Annotated in this window: 13 protein-coding genes and 1 other RNA gene; 10 read left to right on the top strand and 4 right to left on the bottom strand. The window is 39.3% G+C overall.

What is annotated here, in order from left to right; all coding sequences use genetic code 11:
- Positions 1-63: 63 nt before the first annotated feature.
- Positions 64-1374, top strand: a complete 1311-nt coding sequence (locus ACFIMA_RS03330; protein ID WP_375668345.1) for an MFS family transporter — start codon at positions 64-66, stop codon at positions 1372-1374.
- 653 nt (positions 1375-2027) lie between these two features.
- Positions 2028-3335: an MFS transporter gene (locus ACFIMA_RS03325; RefSeq protein ID WP_375632342.1), complete on the top strand. Its 1308-nt coding sequence runs from the start codon at positions 2028-2030 to the stop codon at positions 3333-3335.
- 68 nt (positions 3336-3403) lie between these two features.
- Here ACFIMA_RS03325 and ACFIMA_RS03320 read toward each other — a convergent pair whose 3' ends face one another.
- Positions 3404-3709, bottom strand: coding sequence for a DUF2853 family protein (locus ACFIMA_RS03320; protein WP_375618238.1), 306 nt, complete (start codon positions 3707-3709; stop codon positions 3404-3406).
- Positions 3710-3805: 96 nt separating this feature from the next.
- Between ACFIMA_RS03320 and ssrA the strand changes: the two genes are divergently transcribed.
- From ssrA to ACFIMA_RS03295, 5 genes are all read left to right on the top strand, one after another.
- Positions 3806-4162, top strand: a transfer-messenger RNA (tmRNA) gene (gene ssrA, locus ACFIMA_RS03315).
- 179 nt (positions 4163-4341) lie between these two features.
- Entirely contained in the window at positions 4342-4893 is a 552-nt protein-coding gene (locus ACFIMA_RS03310) for an SspB family protein (protein WP_375612012.1), read from the top strand.
- 8 nt (positions 4894-4901) lie between these two features.
- Positions 4902-5084, top strand: coding sequence for a DUF4169 family protein (locus ACFIMA_RS03305; RefSeq protein WP_375612011.1), 183 nt, complete (start codon positions 4902-4904; stop codon positions 5082-5084).
- Between the two features lie 10 nt (positions 5085-5094).
- Positions 5095-5346: a ribbon-helix-helix domain-containing protein gene (locus ACFIMA_RS03300; protein WP_375612010.1), complete on the top strand. Its 252-nt coding sequence runs from the start codon at positions 5095-5097 to the stop codon at positions 5344-5346.
- 120 nt (positions 5347-5466) lie between these two features.
- Complete coding sequence (locus ACFIMA_RS03295) at positions 5467-7806, top strand: ATP-dependent helicase (RefSeq protein ID WP_375693107.1); 2340 nt, start codon at positions 5467-5469, stop codon at positions 7804-7806.
- A gap of 56 nt (positions 7807-7862) precedes the next feature.
- Here the strand turns inward: ACFIMA_RS03295 and ACFIMA_RS03290 are convergent, their stop codons facing one another.
- The gene (locus tag ACFIMA_RS03290) at positions 7863-8492 is read right to left on the bottom strand and encodes a DapH/DapD/GlmU-related protein (protein ID WP_375628849.1); all 630 of its coding nucleotides are present in this window, start codon (positions 8490-8492) and stop codon (positions 7863-7865) included.
- A gap of 136 nt (positions 8493-8628) precedes the next feature.
- Here ACFIMA_RS03290 and ACFIMA_RS03285 point away from each other — a divergent pair, with 136 nt between their 5' ends.
- Genes ACFIMA_RS03285 through ACFIMA_RS03275 form a run of 3 tightly spaced genes read left to right on the top strand, consistent with a single transcriptional unit; the run spans position 8629 to position 11956 of the window.
- Complete coding sequence (locus tag ACFIMA_RS03285) at positions 8629-9210, top strand: SCO family protein (RefSeq protein WP_375628847.1); 582 nt, start codon at positions 8629-8631, stop codon at positions 9208-9210.
- Positions 9211-9237: 27 nt separating this feature from the next.
- The gene (locus tag ACFIMA_RS03280; RefSeq protein ID WP_375693106.1) at positions 9238-10107 is read left to right on the top strand and encodes a 50S ribosomal protein L11 methyltransferase; all 870 of its coding nucleotides are present in this window, start codon (positions 9238-9240) and stop codon (positions 10105-10107) included.
- A gap of 22 nt (positions 10108-10129) precedes the next feature.
- Positions 10130-11956 carry an aminopeptidase P family protein gene (locus tag ACFIMA_RS03275; RefSeq protein ID WP_375693105.1) on the top strand — a complete coding sequence of 609 codons (1827 nt, stop codon included), beginning with the start codon at positions 10130-10132 and terminating at the stop codon, positions 11954-11956.
- Between the two features lie 602 nt (positions 11957-12558).
- On the opposite strand, the gene ligA is transcribed toward ACFIMA_RS03275, so the two are convergent.
- Both ligA and recN read right to left on the bottom strand, forming a co-directional pair.
- Entirely contained in the window at positions 12559-14718 is a 2160-nt protein-coding gene (gene ligA / locus ACFIMA_RS03270) for an NAD-dependent DNA ligase LigA (protein WP_375693104.1), read from the bottom strand.
- Positions 14719-14829: 111 nt separating this feature from the next.
- The gene (gene recN, locus ACFIMA_RS03265; RefSeq protein ID WP_375693103.1) at positions 14830-16491 is read right to left on the bottom strand and encodes a DNA repair protein RecN; all 1662 of its coding nucleotides are present in this window, start codon (positions 16489-16491) and stop codon (positions 14830-14832) included.
- Positions 16492-16494 lie beyond the last annotated feature (3 nt).

The following is a 16494-nucleotide window of genomic DNA, read 5'->3' as shown; positions in this document are numbered from 1 at the left end:
TAATGCACATCGTAAATAGCTTTAAAAAGAAGAAAAGTTATAAATCTAAAAGGGGAATACTTCATGAATAATCAAACAACTTTAGATCCACATGATACAAGGAAACGTATTTTTGCTATCATATCCAGCGCATCAGGAAATCTGGTAGAATGGTACGACTTTTATGCTTACTCCTTTGCATCGGTTTATTTTGCATCACAATTTTTTCCTGAAGATGAAGATATTGTTACACAACTGTTAAAAACGGCAGGAATCTTTTTTATTGGCTTTCTTATGCGTCCAATTGGAGCATGGCTCTTTGGATACATTGCGGATCGTTATGGACGTAAACGCTCAATGCTTATTTCTGTTTTTATGATGTGTGGTGGCTCTTTTCTCATTGCCATACTTCCCACTTATAAAACCTTGGGAATAACAGCAGCATTTCTTCTCCTTTTAGTCCGTATGTTTCAAGGACTTTCCGTTGGCGGTGAATATGGTACAGCAGCAACTTATATGAGCGAAGTTGCACCCAAAAATCGTCGCGGGCTCTTTGCTTCTTTTCAATATGCAACAACGATCTCAGGTCAACTTCTCGCAAGTTTTATAATATTTATTTTAGCCATTTACCTTAACGAGGATCAGTTAAAAGCATGGGGATGGCGTATTCCCTTTGTCATTGGTGGCTTTGGAGCAATCGTTGCAATTTATCTGCGTAGCTTGCTTCATGAAACAACAACCCTCAAAAGCCGCTCTGAACAACACGCTGGTAGTCTTAAAGAACTTTTTCGTAATCATAAAAAAGCTTTCTTTTTGGTTGTTGGCTTTACAGCTGGTGGATCTCTCACATTTTATACATACACCACTTATATGCAAAAATATCTGATCACAACCACGGGCTTTGATAAACAAACCGCAACAACGATAATGACTGCCGCCCTCTTTGTTTTTGTGCTACTCCAACCTCTTTTTGGTTCCCTAGCCGATAAAATTGGAGCAAGAGCTTCACTCATTAGTTGGGGGGCATTATCCATTATCTGCACCATTCCTGTACTTAAAATGATCGGTAATGCCCATAATCCATGGACAGCACTCTTAATTATTATTGGAATACTCTGTGTTATGAGTTTTTATACGTCCATTGCTGGTATCATAAAAGCAGAATTGTTCCCTGCTTCAATCCGAGCAATTGGTGTTGGATTTGCTTTTGCCATTGGCAACGCACTCTTTGGCGGTTCTGCTGAATATGTAGCGCTTGGATTAAAAAATATGGGATACGAATCTGTTTTCTTTTTTTACATCGTTGGTATGATGGTCATTGCACTCATCTCTATTCTTCTTATGCCCGATATAGATAAAGGAGGATATCTCGATAAAGACGATAAACTTCATTAAACTTATTTTCTGGATAAAAAAAGCCCAAGAAATTGGGCTTTTTTTGATCTCCTCTCCACCCTAGTAAAGAACGAAAAGCCCGCCCCGCATTCATCTTACAAACAACTCAGTTTCTTTTAAATTGTCTATAGTTACTGCCCTCTTTATGTAATTTACTTGATAAGATTCTATGGGCAGCCCTACCCTAAATATTTATCACGATATCTAAAAAACACCTCATACGGAAAACCTTATCTGAGACTTACCTCACCCTCCTAAATGATGATGTGTTATGATACAATAAGATAATTAAGGACACAAAATCCCCTTTTACATTACTTAAGCTTTATGAAATGTCTTCAGTTTTTGGGCTTTCTGCTCATAAAGACCATCTCTTCTATAATCTTCCGGTATGATGCCAATATTGCATTCTTCTCATCAAGTTTAAAGGTATCTTGATCTACTTTTCAATGTTCTCTCCCTTTAAATGCAATGTGATAACTTTTTATTCTACAACACAAGTAAAAATCTTAAAACGAATGACAACATAACTCTAATAAATCATCTTAAAGAGTTTCCCTAAGAAATTGTTATAATACCATTGAATTTTTCTGGAAATCATAAACAATTATGTTTAGAAAATATGAACTATAAATCCAAAAGGGGAACAATTCATGAAAAATGAAACAACTTCAGCATCACAGGATGCAAGAAAACGTGTTTTTGCTATTATAGCAAGCGCATCAGGAAATCTCGTAGAATGGTATGATTTTTACGTGTACTCATTTGCATCAATTTATTTTGCATCACAATTCTTTCCCTCCGATGGTGATACGATTACGCCACTGTTAAAAACCGCAGGTGTGTTTTTTATTGGCTTTCTTATGCGCCCTATTGGAGCTTGGTTTTTAGGGTTTGTCGCCGATCGTTATGGACGTAAACGCTCGATGCTTATATCCATTTTTATGATGTGTGGTGGCTCTTTTTTCATCGCCATACTTCCCACCTATGAAACCTTAGGAGTAACATCAGCAATCCTTTTACTTTTAGCTCGGATGATGCAAGGACTTTCAGCGGGTGGTGAATATGGTACAGCAGCCACTTATATGAGCGAAGTTGCTCTCAAAAAACATCGTGGGCTTTTTGCTTCTTTCCAATCAGCCACCCTTATTACAGGTCAACTTCTTGCCAGCTTCATTATATTTATTCTAGCATCTTATCTCTCTGAAGATCAGTTAAAAGCATGGGGATGGCGCATTCCTTTTGTGATTGGTGGTTTCGGGGCAGTGATTGCGATTTATCTGCGTCGTTCTCTCCACGAAACAACCACGAAAGAAAGCCGCTCTCACAAACACTCTGGCAGTCTTAAGGAACTTCTCACCAAGCATACAAAAGCCGTTGTCGTAATTGCATGCTTTGCATCAGGAGGATCACTCACATTTTACACCTTTACGACTTATATGCAAAAATATCTGATCACAACCACCGGCTTTGATAAACATACCGCAACAACGATTATGACAGCTGTACTATTTATTTTCATCCTATTCCAACCCATAGCTGGTATCATAGCCGATAAAATTGGAACAAAAACTTTACTTATCATTTGGAGTGTACTCTCTGTCATCTTTACATTTCCTGGACTCTGGATAATCGGTAATACGCATAGTATATGGGTTGCCTTTTCCGTCATTATTGGCTTGCTCTTCATTATGAGCATGTATACATCCATCTCTGGTGTCGTCAAATCAGCAATGTTTCCCTCTTCAATACGCGCATTAGGCGTTAGCATCTCTCATGCCATTGGCAACGCCTTATTTGGTGGTTCTGCTGAATACGTTGCGCTTGGATTAAAAAAGTACGGTCATGAATCTCTCTTTTATTTTTATATAACCGTCGTGATGATCATGGCATTCATTGCTCTTCTCTTTGTCCCGAGTATGCGTAAAGGAGGCTACCTCCAAGAGGATGAAAAACATTAACCCTTTTTATCAACGAAAAAGCCCAAGAAATTGGGCTTTTTTTATCATTATCACAAATTTAATATTGTTTAAATTTTATGAAGTGCATTAAGTTGCTTAGCAACTAGATAATAAAAAGTCATACGACTTTTTCTACGCTCTCCAGACATCATCTCAGCCACTTTTGAAACAGCCATTTTAGCACTCTTCTCATCGGCTTCTAAAACATCTTGAACCCATTTTTCAACACGTTCTAACTCTTTTGGATCCGATGTAGCAACAAGCGCTGCATCCTGCTTTTTCATCACTAAAGCTAAACGACGGCTAAGTCGTTCTACTGCTGCTTCATCGGGATTTGAATCATATAGTTTAATATCTGCTAGATTATTTGTCATTTTGCATCATCTCCTCTCCAAAAATGAGCGGACTATACTTTACAGCCGCATCATATAGCTCCATAAATAATTAGAGGATTAAAAATATTAACAACCCCCCTTTTCCTAAGACTGTTCTTCATCTATATTTAGAGGGCTGGTTCACCAGCTATGGTAATAAATGGACGGTGAAATAAACCTATTGGACCCGGGGGCGGTACCCGGCGCCTCCACCAAAATATAAGAAACCAAAATTATATTTTGGTGGGGGCGAAATAGGATCGACAAGGGTGTAAAGATCGCTCTTTTACTCGGCATTGTACCACCGTTATCGGGCTAAATGAGTAGTTGCAAATGACAACTATGCGGAAGCACGTCTCGCCGCTTAAGGTGGTGTGAATGTTTCAATTTGAGCCTTAAACCGTCGCAGGTTTAAGCGGGGTTCGGAGGCACCTGGCAACAGAAGCCTTCACTTTTTTAAATGTTGTTGATTGATCTTTCAGACATTATCAGACATTATTTACCATAGAGTTTCGTATTTATTCGATTTATTGAGGTGCATCGTAGAAAAAATCTGCTAATTTAAAATATATTCTGTCACACAATATCAATACGCCCCATTCTGCTACGTGAAATAAAAGGAATAAACTTCGATGGTTAAAGATCAAATCCGTTACGATATTCTCGTTCAGGATGCGCTTCGTGGAGTTATCCGTAAAGTTTTATCGGAAGTTGCCAAAGCAGGTCTTCCGGGAAATCATCATTTTTTTATAACTTTTTTGACAAATGCCCCAGGCGTTAAAATTTCTCCTCGGCTAAAAAATCGCTATCCTGAGCAAATGACAATCGTCTTACAACATCAATTTAGAGATCTCAGTGTTTCAGAAACAGCTTTCGAAGTAACCCTCTCTTTCAGGGAAATAACCGAAAAGCTCGTGATTCCTTTTACTTCCATTCAGGTCTTTTATGATCCTGTAGCAGCATTTGAAGCAGCATTTGATCTGCCCTCAAATCTGACCTCTGGAGAAAGTGAAAATTCAGAAAATACCTCAACTACGCCTATTACCTTATCAAACAAACAAAAAAAAGAAAATACGCTTACAAAAGAACAAAATCTCAGTACAAATAAAGAACCTTCAAATAACGATGCAAAACAAAATCAAAGTGCTGATGTTGTCTCTTTAGATTCCTTTCGGAAAAAATAATTTTTCTCATGACTGAATTGATTAATCTTCGCCAATTTCGAAAACAAAAAAAACGTACAGAAAAATCTCTTTGTGCTGAGCAAAATCGTTATCGTTTTGGACGAACAAAAACTGAAAAAAATTTTGAGCAGCAAAAATCTTTAAAAATGCAAAAATTTCTTGATCAAAATCGTTTGCGAAACGACGAATAAAGGTGGAAAAATGCACGAAAATAATTCTATCGATTGGTCAAAAGTCATTCCACGAAAGATATCTGTTCGCGTTGATGGACACGCAACAAGCGTCTCTTTAGAACCACCATTTTTAGATATTCTAAAAGATATAGCCCGCAAAAAAGGACAATCTTTAGCCTTTATTATTACCGATATTGATAGCAAAAGACCACAACAAGTAAATCTTTCGGCTTCGTTACGCGTTTATGCCCTTCAAAGCGTTCTCACCCAAAGCCTTTAATGGTTGTGCTTATTTTTTTACGTTCTCTTTCTGTCTGTTCAACTGAAACTGTTGTGACTTTTTAAGAGAAGTTTTTTTAATCTAGAACTTCAATAAAAAAAAGACTACAAAAGAGAGATAATGAGTAATTTTTCTGATCATACCATACCTTTCTTTGAAGAAGATTCCCCTCCAGACCATGATAAGAAGAGCTCTGGTTTTTTCTCCCATACTCTAAAAGAACAAAAATCATATAACACAGACTATTTAGAACAACTCAATCCAGAACAGCAACAAGCTGTTATGAATACTGAGGGACCTCTTTTAGTTCTTGCAGGTGCTGGTACAGGAAAAACACGCGTTTTAACAACCCGTATTTCTCACATTTTACGCTCTGGACTTGCCTCTCCTCAGCAAATACTTGCTGTCACTTTCACCAACAAAGCAGCCCGTGAAATGAAAATACGTATTGGTGAACTTATTGGAGAAGTTGTTGAAGGTATGCCTTGGCTTGGAACCTTTCATTCCACTGGAGCTAAAATTTTACGCCGTCACGCAGAGCTTGTTGATTTAAAAAGAAACTTTACAATTCTCGATAGCGATGATGTTCTTCGACTTTTAAAACAACTTATTCAAGCTGAAGGATTAGACGATAAGCGTTGGCCCGCACGAAACCTTGCCATGATGATTGATTCTTGGAAAAATCAAGGACTTTCACCAACACATATCTCAAAAAGTGATGCTCATTCCTTTGGTAACGGCATGGGACGTGAACTTTATCACAGTTATCAAAATCGATTAAAAGATCTTAATGCTTGTGATTTTGGTGACCTTCTACTTCATTCTATCTCTATCTTCCAACATAATCCAGATATTCTTCGCGAATATCATTCTCAATTTCATTATATTCTTGTCGATGAATATCAAGATACAAATACAGCACAATATCTTTGGCTTCGCCTTTTGGCCCAACATCCTCAAGGTCAACATGTTAATCTTTGTTGTGTTGGCGATGATGATCAATCCATTTATGGATGGCGTGGTGCAAAAGTCGAAAACATATTACGTTTTGAAAAAGATTTTCCTTCTGCTAAAATTATTCGTCTAGAACGCAATTATCGCTCAACATCTCATATTCTCAAAACCGCCTCCCATCTCATTGCGCATAATGAAGAAAGACTGGGAAAAGTCCTTTTTTCTGCTCAAATAAAGAGCGAGGAAGAAAAGGTAAAAATTCATTCAGCATGGGATTCGGCAGAAGAAGCACGAGCAATTGGAGAAGAAATCGAACGCGCACAACAAACCGGTCATGCATTAAATCATATGGCGATATTGGTACGCGCATCATTTCAAATGCGTGAATTTGAAGATCGCTTTGTAACGCTTGGCCTTAATTATCGCGTTATTGGTGGTCCTCGTTTTTATGAGCGAATGGAAATACGTGATGCCATGGCTTATTTACGCGTTGTTGTCCAACCTACTGATGATTTAGCTTTTGAGCGTGTTATTAATACACCCAAACGCGGCATAGGAGATGCAACCCTGCGCATTCTTTATGAGAGTGCACGTGCACGTGCTGTTCCTCTCTTTTCTGCTGCCGCAGACATCATTGAAACAGATGAATTAAAGCCTAAGGCACGCAGTGCGTTACGAAGCCTCATTGAAAACTTCCGCCGCTGGCAAAATATGCTTCAAGACACTCCTCATAGAGAACTTGCCGAGATCGTCCTTGATGATTCTGGTTATACAACCATGTGGTTAGAAGATCGCTCACCAGAGGCTCCTACAAGACTAGAAAATCTTAAAGAAATGATTCGTTCCATGGAACAATTTGAAAATCTTCAAAGTTTTTTGGAACATGTTGCACTCGTTATGGAAACGGAAAATAATGAAAATATGGATGCAGTCAACATCATGACACTTCATTCAGCCAAAGGACTTGAATTTGAAACAGTTTTTCTTCCAGGTTGGGAAGAAGGACTCTTTCCCCACCAGCGCTCATTAGATGAAGGTGGACGTTCAGGATTAGAAGAAGAACGGCGTCTTGCTTACGTAGGTCTAACAAGAGCAAAAAAACATTTGCATATATGGTTTGTATCGAATCGAAGAATTCATGGACTTTGGCAACCTGCTCTTCCCTCCCGTTTTCTAGATGAATTACCAGCAGAACATATAGAAGTTGTAGAAATGGAAACATCCTATGGTGGTTATGGAAAATCTTCCTTTCAATATCACGATTCTTTTTATAATGACTATGCAACACCAAGACAAAAGCGTGCACAAAAAAACAAGAATATTGAAGGGAAAGTTATCTCTCAATCAATCTCTCATGTACCATCAGATTTTTCTGTCAATGATCGGATTTTTCACATAAAATTTGGTTATGGTCATATTACAGCAATAGACGATCATAAATTGACAATAATGTTCGAAAAAGCCGGAGAAAAGCGTGTACTAGACAATTTTGTAAACAAAGCTTAATTACAAGCAAACCATGATCAGTTTTTTCAAGAAACCACTTTATTTTATTCTGCATGTCATTTCCATTTACGAACAAAGGCTTCAATGGGCAGATTTTGCATATCAGGCAATGCGTCGTGAATTTTATCAAGTGGCCAATCCCACCAAGCCATATCTAAAAGGCATTCTATCACATGATTGGGAAAACGCATCCGCAATCGCTTAGCAGGCACCCCAACGACAATCGTATAAGGCATAACATCTTTCGTTATAACAGCGTTCGCGCCAATGATAGCGCCATGACCAATTGTCACTCCAGGCATAATAACCGCACCATGTCCAATCCACACATCATGCCCAATAATAACACGTTTTGCACAACGCCTTTCACGAAAACCACTATCTAATGCCATATAACGAAAATATTCGTTTGGACGATAGGTTATTTTATGCGTTGAAACGCGCTCCATAGGATGCTCCAACGCATTCATCCGTACATGAGATGCAATAGAACAAAAACGCCCAATATCGCTATAAATAGCCTCACTATTACGCTCTAAATAAGAAAAATCTCCAACGGTTACATCCCGTAAAATCACCCGCTCATTAATTTCCACATAGCGCCCTAATTTACAACCATGCAGCCGCGCTGTCGTATGGATACGAGGTTCACTTTCATGAAATCGAAGATCTTTCTCAATATTCATACATCTTTCACCAATGTTTTATCAATAGATATGGAAAGACATACCAATCAAGCCAATAAAATCAACCATGAAACAAACATTGCAAAACAAACCTGCCGATGTTACAATTTCTCGATCTATCTAAGAGAGTCAAACTATGAAAAATGTAATACGCATCTTGGGGCTGACAATCATATTTCTTGCAGGTGTTTTTATTTATGATACGCTGACAAATAAGCCTTTAGGTGATAACTTTACTCTCACTGATTCTAATGGAAAAAATATTACTGAGGCTGATGTTCGAAGCAAGCCTTCAATAATTTTTTTCGGCTTCACTATGTGTCCTGAAAGCTGCCCTACCACACTGATGAATCTTGATCGATGGCTTACAGCCCTTGGGCCTGAAGCTGATAAATTAGGTATATGGTTTGTGACTGTTGATCCTGAACGTGACACACCAAAAGTACTCCATGATTATCTCAGTAATTTTAACAATAAAATTGTTGGCATTAGTGGAGATCCTGATAAAGTTCATAAAATGGTCAATTCTTTCAACATCGTTGCTGAAAAAGTCCCTGAAACCGATGGAAACTATACATATAACCATACAGCAGCAATTTTTTTACTCAAAAAAGGTGGAAAATTAGCTGGCGTTATTCGTTATGACACGAAAGAAAGCGATAGCGAATTAAAAGATGAAATCGCCATTGAACGGTTAAAAAAACTCATCTTAAACTAAAAAAAGCCGATCAAAAGAAAGAACAGCATGTCGCAACAAATTCGCCTCTATTATACTGCTTCTAAAAATGAAGCAGAACGGTTCTATACCCTTATAGAAACAGCCTTTGACGAAGAAGGTTATCCTCTTGCTCTTACAGAGATAGATGAACAAAATGCTGTATATGAGCTTTCTCTATATGTCGATCAAGACAATCAAGAGAACGCATTAAAACATTTTGCAAGCGTTCTCTCTATAGATTTTGATAAAATTAATATGGAAGTTTTACCCAACATTGATTGGGTACAAAAAAGCCTAGAAGGACTAAAACCTGTGCAAGCTGGTCCTTTTTTCCTTCATGGAAGTCACAACCGAAACGCCATTCCAGCAAATGTTCTCCCTATTGAAATTGAAGCTAATCAAGCTTTTGGCACCGGACATCATGGAACAACAGCCGGTTGTTTAGAAATGATTGCCAAAGTCATGAAACACGAAAATCCAAAAAATGCCCTTGATCTTGGTACTGGGAGCGGTGTACTAGCCATTGGCATAGCAATGCTCAAACCAATTACTGTGCTTGCGTCCGATATTGACCCAATTGCTGTTCAAGTTGCACAACACAATATCGAATTCAATGGTGTCAAGGAATATATTACAGCTATTACAGCAACAGATTTTTCCCATGATGCAATTGCATCACGAACCCCTTTTGATCTCATCGTTGCCAATATCCTTGCTAATCCGCTTATTGAACTTGCGCAAGAAGTGGTAACGGCACTTCAAAAAGGGGGATCACTTATACTCTCTGGAATTCTTGAAGAACAACATGCCCATGTTTTGGAGACTTATATAAAACAAGGAATGAAGCATATCGAAACATACCACCGGCAAGGATGGGTTACGATACATCTGAAATAAAATAAAAGAAAAGGACGTCGTTATGTATCAATCTTTTGAGGCGACAACAAATCCTGCTTATGCAGCAGAACGCATTTCTTGCCTTCGTAAAGAACTCGATCACCTTGGACTCGATGGTTTTCTTGTTCCGCGGTGTGATGAGCATCAAGGAGAGTACGTCCCTCCTCATGCTCAACGCCTTAGCTGGTTAACCGGCTTTACTGGATCAGCTGGGATTGCACTGATTTTAAAAAACAAAGCCATCATATTTACAGATGGGCGATATAAGCTCCAAGTTCGCCAACAAACTGATCCTGATATTTTTAATTATGAAGATCTCATAACTTGTCCTCCCTCACAATGGCTTGAAAAAAATGGTCAAAAACTTTCTATTGGCTTTGATCCATGGCTCCACACGATTGCTGCCACCGATGCATTAAAAAACGCATTAGAAATGAAAGCAGGTGGAAAACTTGTAGAAGTTCAACATAATCCCATTGATCTGCTCTGGCATGATCAACCAAAATTACCACAATCTGCCTTATCAATTCACCCTCTCAAATATGCTGGGTGCGATACAGATGAAAAACTCGCTTTGATTTACAAAGATATACAGCAAACTCATGCAAATGCTTTTATTTTTACAGACCCCTCTTCCATTGCATGGACATTCAATATACGGGGCAATGATGTTTCCAACACGCCTTTTTCCCTTTGTTTTGCTCTCATTCCACTTAACAAAACACCAGCTTTATTCATTGACAGCAAAAAACTTGGTGTAGAACAGAAACAATATCTAGAACGTTATGCAAAATTATATGAACCAGAACAGCTTATTCCCAAGATCAAAGAGTATGTTCAAAAAGGGACAGTGTTTGCCTTAGATCCACAGCTAACATGCGAAAAATTACGAACTGTTATTGAAGAAAAAAATAGCTTTTTTATCACACTTACCGATCCTGCTGCTCTACCACGTGCCATTAAAAATGACACAGAACTCAATGGTGCACGCAAAGCGCATCTACGCGATGGTGTTGCCCTAACCCGTTTTTTTTCTTGGTTAGATAAACAAATACCAGGGTCAATAAGTGAAATTTCTGCTGCTCAAAAATTAGAAGAATTTCGCATAAATACAGCAAAAGAAATGGGAGAAAAACTTGAAGATCTTTCTTTTGATACAATCTCCGCAACAGGAGAAAATGGTGCCATTATTCATTATCGTGTAACAACGCAAACAAATAAACAACTCAAAGCCGGTGAACTTTACCTCGTTGATTCAGGTGGACAATATCGTGATGGCACGACTGATGTCACACGCACCGTAGCAATTGGGAATATTGGAGAAGAAGAAAAACGCTGTTTTACGCTTGTCCTCAAAGGCATGATTGCTCTTTCAACTATCAGATTTCCAAAAGGCACACGAGGACAAGACCTTGATGCTCTTGCACGCATTGCATTGTGGAAAGCTGGTTTTGATTATGCCCATGGCACCGGTCATGGTGTTGGATCTTATCTTTCTGTCCATGAAGGACCGCAAAATATTTCTCGTAAAGGGTGCCAAGAACTCATCTCCGGTATGATTCTTTCAAACGAGCCAGGCTATTACCGCGAAGGCGCTTTTGGTATCCGTCTTGAAAATTTGATGATTGTGAAGCCAGCACAAAAAATTGATGGTGGAGATATAGAAATGCTCTCGTTCGAAACACTCACACATTGCCCCATTGATCGACGGTTAATCCTCCCAGAGCTTTTGACACAAGAAGAACGACAATGGCTCAATGATTACCATGCGCGCGTTTATCAGATGAATGCACCTTACTTAAATGAAGAAGATAAAAAATGGGCAAAAGAAGCAACAATGCCCCTTTAAATGAAGCAACCTATAACTTTTACCCTTTCTACAAAACACTACACCCTTCTCTTTTAAAGAGAGAAGTGCGAATTTACCATCAGCAAACACAAAAAATGCTTCTATGAAATACTTCAAGTTTTTTTGCCGATACGGCAAAAGCCTTCCAAAATTGAAACAGAACGGGATACACTCGCAAAAGATAATGCTTATCAATTATCCTCCACCATCTCCACATGAGTTATAGCCTTATTCTGCTATATAGAAATTTTCATTATATTTTGTAACCCTCCGCGTCGCATTTCTAAAACGCCCATTATAACCAACTTATTACGTCGTTTAGATTCAAAAATTCTGCATATTTATTTACAATTTTTACCTTGCTTCACAATGATAATTTATAAATTTTACTAATAATAACCTTGTATATTCTTCATCATAATAGTTTAAGTTTAATATTTAAGTTCAACGTTAATTATTTTAAATAACGTAATAAATATTAAAATATATGGCGCTCTGTTTTTGCAAAAAATAGCCCCTTTATCTCCTTTTTGATTCCAGCTCCCCCAAATGTAAGAGAGATAACCACACAAACAGCATATGCATCTTCTAGAAAACATCCTCTAAACATTATGTTTCTCAATCAGCTGTAGCCAAGCCTCTTCATCGATAACCTCAACACCTAATTCTTCAGCTTTAGCCAATTTGGAGCCCGCTCCAGGTCCTGCAACAAGAAGATCTGTTTTTTTAGAAAGTGAACCAGATGTTTTAGCCCCTAATCGCTCTGCCAATGCTTTTGCTTCATCGCGTGACATATGCGCCAAAGTTCCTGTAAAAACAATGATCTTCTCCGCTATTGGTGAAGAATCTGCTATGATAGGCTCCTCATCAAGAGGAGTTACTTCTTCAAGCAAAACAGATAAAATCTCACGGTTATGCTCTTCTTGATAAAAATCAACAATTGCGCTCCCTACCTGTGGTCCAATTCCTTCGATATTGGTAAGCTCTATCCAAGCCTCATTTCCTTCTTCATTTTCCTTATCACATGGCATAAATGCTTCCATAGCCGCAGTCTCAAAAGCTGTATAATTTTTATAAGCACGTGCAAGGCGGCGTGCATTCACTTCGCCAACATGACGAATCCCCAATGCAAACAAAAAACGGCTCAAAGGAATTTCTCGGCGCGCATTAATGGCATCATACAATTTTCGCACTGAAACAGTACCAAAACCTTCCATATTTTCCAAACGTATCAAAGACTTTTCTTGGCGCCGTTGTAAAGTAAAAATATCGGCTGGTGTATGAATACAAAGCGCCTCATCTTGAGCATAGAAAAAAAACTCTACCTGTTTTTTACCCAAGCCCTCAATATCAAAAGCATTGCGTGAAACAAAATGACGAATACGTTCAATTGCTTGTGCCGGACAAATAAGCCCCCCTGTACAGCGACGCACGGCTTCTCCCACTTCACGAACAGCATGACTCCCACAAGCTGGGCACAAATGAGGAAAAATAAAAACAGCAGCATCTTTCGGGCGTTTTTCAATGATAACATCAATAACTTGAGGGATCACATCACCAGCACGTTGTACAATCACGCTATCGCCTACACGGATATCACGTCCTTCACGAATGGGCTCTCCTTTATGACCAATTCCCTTAATATAATCCTCATTATGCAAACTGGCATTGGTCACCACCACCCCACCAACAGTAACAGGTGTAAGGCGTGCAACAGGCGTCAAAGCTCCCGTACGACCGACCTGAATGTCAATATCTTCCAAAAGCGCCATTGCTTTTTCTGCTGGAAATTTATGCGCTATTGCCCAACGCGGTGAACGAGCAACAAACCCCAAACGCTTTTGGAGCATCAAATCATTAACCTTATAAACAATACCATCAATATCATAGCTTAAAGAATGACGGCATTCTTCGATATCGTGATAATAGCAAATAATGTCTTCTACTGTCTTAAAGACTTTTGTTAATGGATTGATAACAAAGCCATACTCTTTTAGCTTTTTCATCATCTCCATTTGACTTTCTGCCAATATTTCACTCACCTCACCACAAGCATAAGCAAAAAATTGAAGTTTTCTGCTAGCGGTTATCCGTGAATCAAGCTGACGGAGAGAACCAGCCGCCGCATTTCGAGGATTGGCAAAGGTTAACTTGCCCTTCTCTTGTTGGCTGATATTTAGTGCTTGGAAATCCTCCCGCCCCATATAAACTTCACCACGCACCTCAATGATATCAGGAAAATCACCTTGCAAAACTTGTGGAATATCAGCAATTGTTCGGGCATTTGCCGTCACATTTTCACCGACAGTTCCATCCCCACGCGTTGCCGCACGCACAAGCTGCCCCTTTTCGTAGCGCAAAGACAAAGATAAACCATCAATTTTTGGCTCCGCTGTTATTTCCAACACTTGTGTTTCTGGAAGCCGTAAAAAACGACGAATACGCTCAACAAATTCAGTAACATCTTCAGAGCTAAACGCATTATCAAGTGAAAGCATAGGCTGTGCATGAACAGATTTTTCAAATTTTTCAGAAATTGGTGCTCCAATTTTATGTGAAGGAGAATCAATACGTATAAATTCTGGAAAAAGAGCTTCAATTTCTGCATTACGACGACGTAAAGCATCATATTCTGCATCAGAAATTTCAGGCTGATCATCACGATTATAAAGCACATCATGACGTGCAATCTCTTTTGCCAACCACTCTAATTCACGTTCTGCTTCAACAGCTGTGAGATTTTTATCTGCATCTTTGTTCATAAAATCTATTCCAAATTACAAGCGCTGTCACAAGGGCCTCCCACGCCTCCTCATCAAGTGAATCTCAATAAATACAAGCTTTCCAATATTTTTATCGCTGACTAATTACCTTTATGCTAGAAGCTTTTGAGCCGCTGCACGCGCTTCTTCAGTAATCTGTTCTCCAGCCAACATACGGGCAATTTCTTCTGCACGCTCATGCTCTTCCATTTTATGAATCGCAGTAACAAAGCGTCCTTTATCATGACTCTCAATTTTTGAAATAAGAAAATGACCATGCGCTTTCGATGCAACCTGTGGAGCATGCGTAATAGCGAAAACTTGGACATGTTCTGATAAGCGTTGCAACCGTTGCCCAATAGCAGCTGCAACAGCCCCCCCAACGCCTGTATCAATTTCATCAAAAATCAGCGTCGGTGCTGATCCTCGATCAGATAAAACAACTTTTAATGCCAGCAAAAAACGGGATAATTCACCGCCAGAAGCCACACTAAGCATCGGCCCAGCACGTGTTCCAGGATTTGTCCGCACCCAATATTCAATACGATCACATCCCTCTGCACTCCGCTTTTCCATATCACTTTGCATTTCAACAATAAATTCAGCCCTCTCTAATTTCAATGCCGGCAACTCAGCCATAACACTTTCAGATAAATGCTTTGCTGTCTCCCGACGCTTTATTGTTAAGGCTTGCGCCAATGTATCATAATTTTTCTTTGCCTGCTCTGCCTCATCTTCAAAACATGTCAATATAGTCTGAGCCTCTTCAAAATCAGCGAGTTCTGCGTCCATTTTATCGCGTAACTGAATCAATTCATCCGCAGAAACTTGATATTTACGAGCAAAACCCCGAAGAGAAAAAAGACGCTCTTCTATCCGTTCCAATTCATCAGGTTCAAAATCTAATGCTCGTATTGCCGTCTCAATACCTTCTTGTGCTGTTGCAAGTGCATGCAATGCCTCATCAATAGATTTCACCACTGGTGCAATAAGTTCTTGCGCCTCAGGAATTTTCCGCTCCAAACGCCTCACCAAATTAGAAAGCACTGGGATTGGTGATTTTTGACCCGTTAAAAGATCATCCGCTTCTTTAATATCTGTCGCTATTTTTTCTAATTTAAGCATATCAGCACGACGAAGAGAAAGAGCTTCCTCTTCACCAACTTTAAAATCAAGCTTTTCAAGCTCTTCTACACACGCACGAAGATAATCAACCTCCCGTACAGCACTCTCTACTTTAAGACGCTGCCGTTGCAAACGCTCCTCAAATTCACGCCATGTGTGATAACACTGACGCAAATTTTCCACTTCATCTTCAAGACCACCAAAGGCATCTAATAATTGGCGATGTGTAGCAACATCAACAAGCGCACGATCATCATGTTGTCCATGGATTTCAACCAGCAAACGGCCAACACTCCGCATCAATGCAACACTAGACACCTGATCATTGATAAAAACACGGCTACGTCCATCACTTGATTGCACACGTCGTAAAATAATATCACCCTCATCATCAAGACCATTCTCACGAATAAGTTGACGTGCAGGATGTGAAACAGACACATCAAAAACAGCCGTGACCTGCCCGCGGTCAGCACCATGACGCACAAGCGAAGCATCACCCCGCCCCCCTAGAGCAAGTGATAAAGCATCAAGGAGAATAGACTTCCCCGCACCCGTTTCTCCAGTTAAAACCGTCAACCCCGCTGTAAAATGAATATCGAGCGTTTCGATCAAAACAATATTATGAATCGAAAGCTGTACCAACATAGA

Source organism: Bartonella sp. AP88HLJMH (assembly GCF_042195605.1).
Taxonomy (GTDB): domain Bacteria; phylum Pseudomonadota; class Alphaproteobacteria; order Rhizobiales; family Rhizobiaceae; genus Bartonella.
This window is presented reverse-complemented; position numbering and strand designations above follow the sequence as displayed.

Coding starts and splice junctions, on each gene's coding strand:
- ACFIMA_RS03330 (WP_375668345.1), top strand. CDS start 64: ATGAATAATCAAACAACTTTAGATCCACATGATACAAGGAAACGTATT.
- ACFIMA_RS03325 (WP_375632342.1), top strand. CDS start 2,028: ATGAAAAATGAAACAACTTCAGCATCACAGGATGCAAGAAAACGTGTT.
- ACFIMA_RS03320 (WP_375618238.1), bottom strand. CDS start 3,709: ATGACAAATAATCTAGCAGATATTAAACTATATGATTCAAATCCCGAT.
- ACFIMA_RS03310 (WP_375612012.1), top strand. CDS start 4,342: ATGGTTAAAGATCAAATCCGTTACGATATTCTCGTTCAGGATGCGCTT.
- ACFIMA_RS03305 (WP_375612011.1), top strand. CDS start 4,902: ATGACTGAATTGATTAATCTTCGCCAATTTCGAAAACAAAAAAAACGT.
- ACFIMA_RS03300 (WP_375612010.1), top strand. CDS start 5,095: ATGCACGAAAATAATTCTATCGATTGGTCAAAAGTCATTCCACGAAAG.
- ACFIMA_RS03295 (WP_375693107.1), top strand. CDS start 5,467: ATGAGTAATTTTTCTGATCATACCATACCTTTCTTTGAAGAAGATTCC.
- ACFIMA_RS03290 (WP_375628849.1), bottom strand. CDS start 8,492: ATGAATATTGAGAAAGATCTTCGATTTCATGAAAGTGAACCTCGTATC.
- ACFIMA_RS03285 (WP_375628847.1), top strand. CDS start 8,629: ATGAAAAATGTAATACGCATCTTGGGGCTGACAATCATATTTCTTGCA.
- ACFIMA_RS03280 (WP_375693106.1), top strand. CDS start 9,238: ATGTCGCAACAAATTCGCCTCTATTATACTGCTTCTAAAAATGAAGCA.
- ACFIMA_RS03275 (WP_375693105.1), top strand. CDS start 10,130: ATGTATCAATCTTTTGAGGCGACAACAAATCCTGCTTATGCAGCAGAA.
- ligA (WP_375693104.1), bottom strand. CDS start 14,718: ATGAACAAAGATGCAGATAAAAATCTCACAGCTGTTGAAGCAGAACGT.
- recN (WP_375693103.1), bottom strand. CDS start 16,491: ATGTTGGTACAGCTTTCGATTCATAATATTGTTTTGATCGAAACGCTC.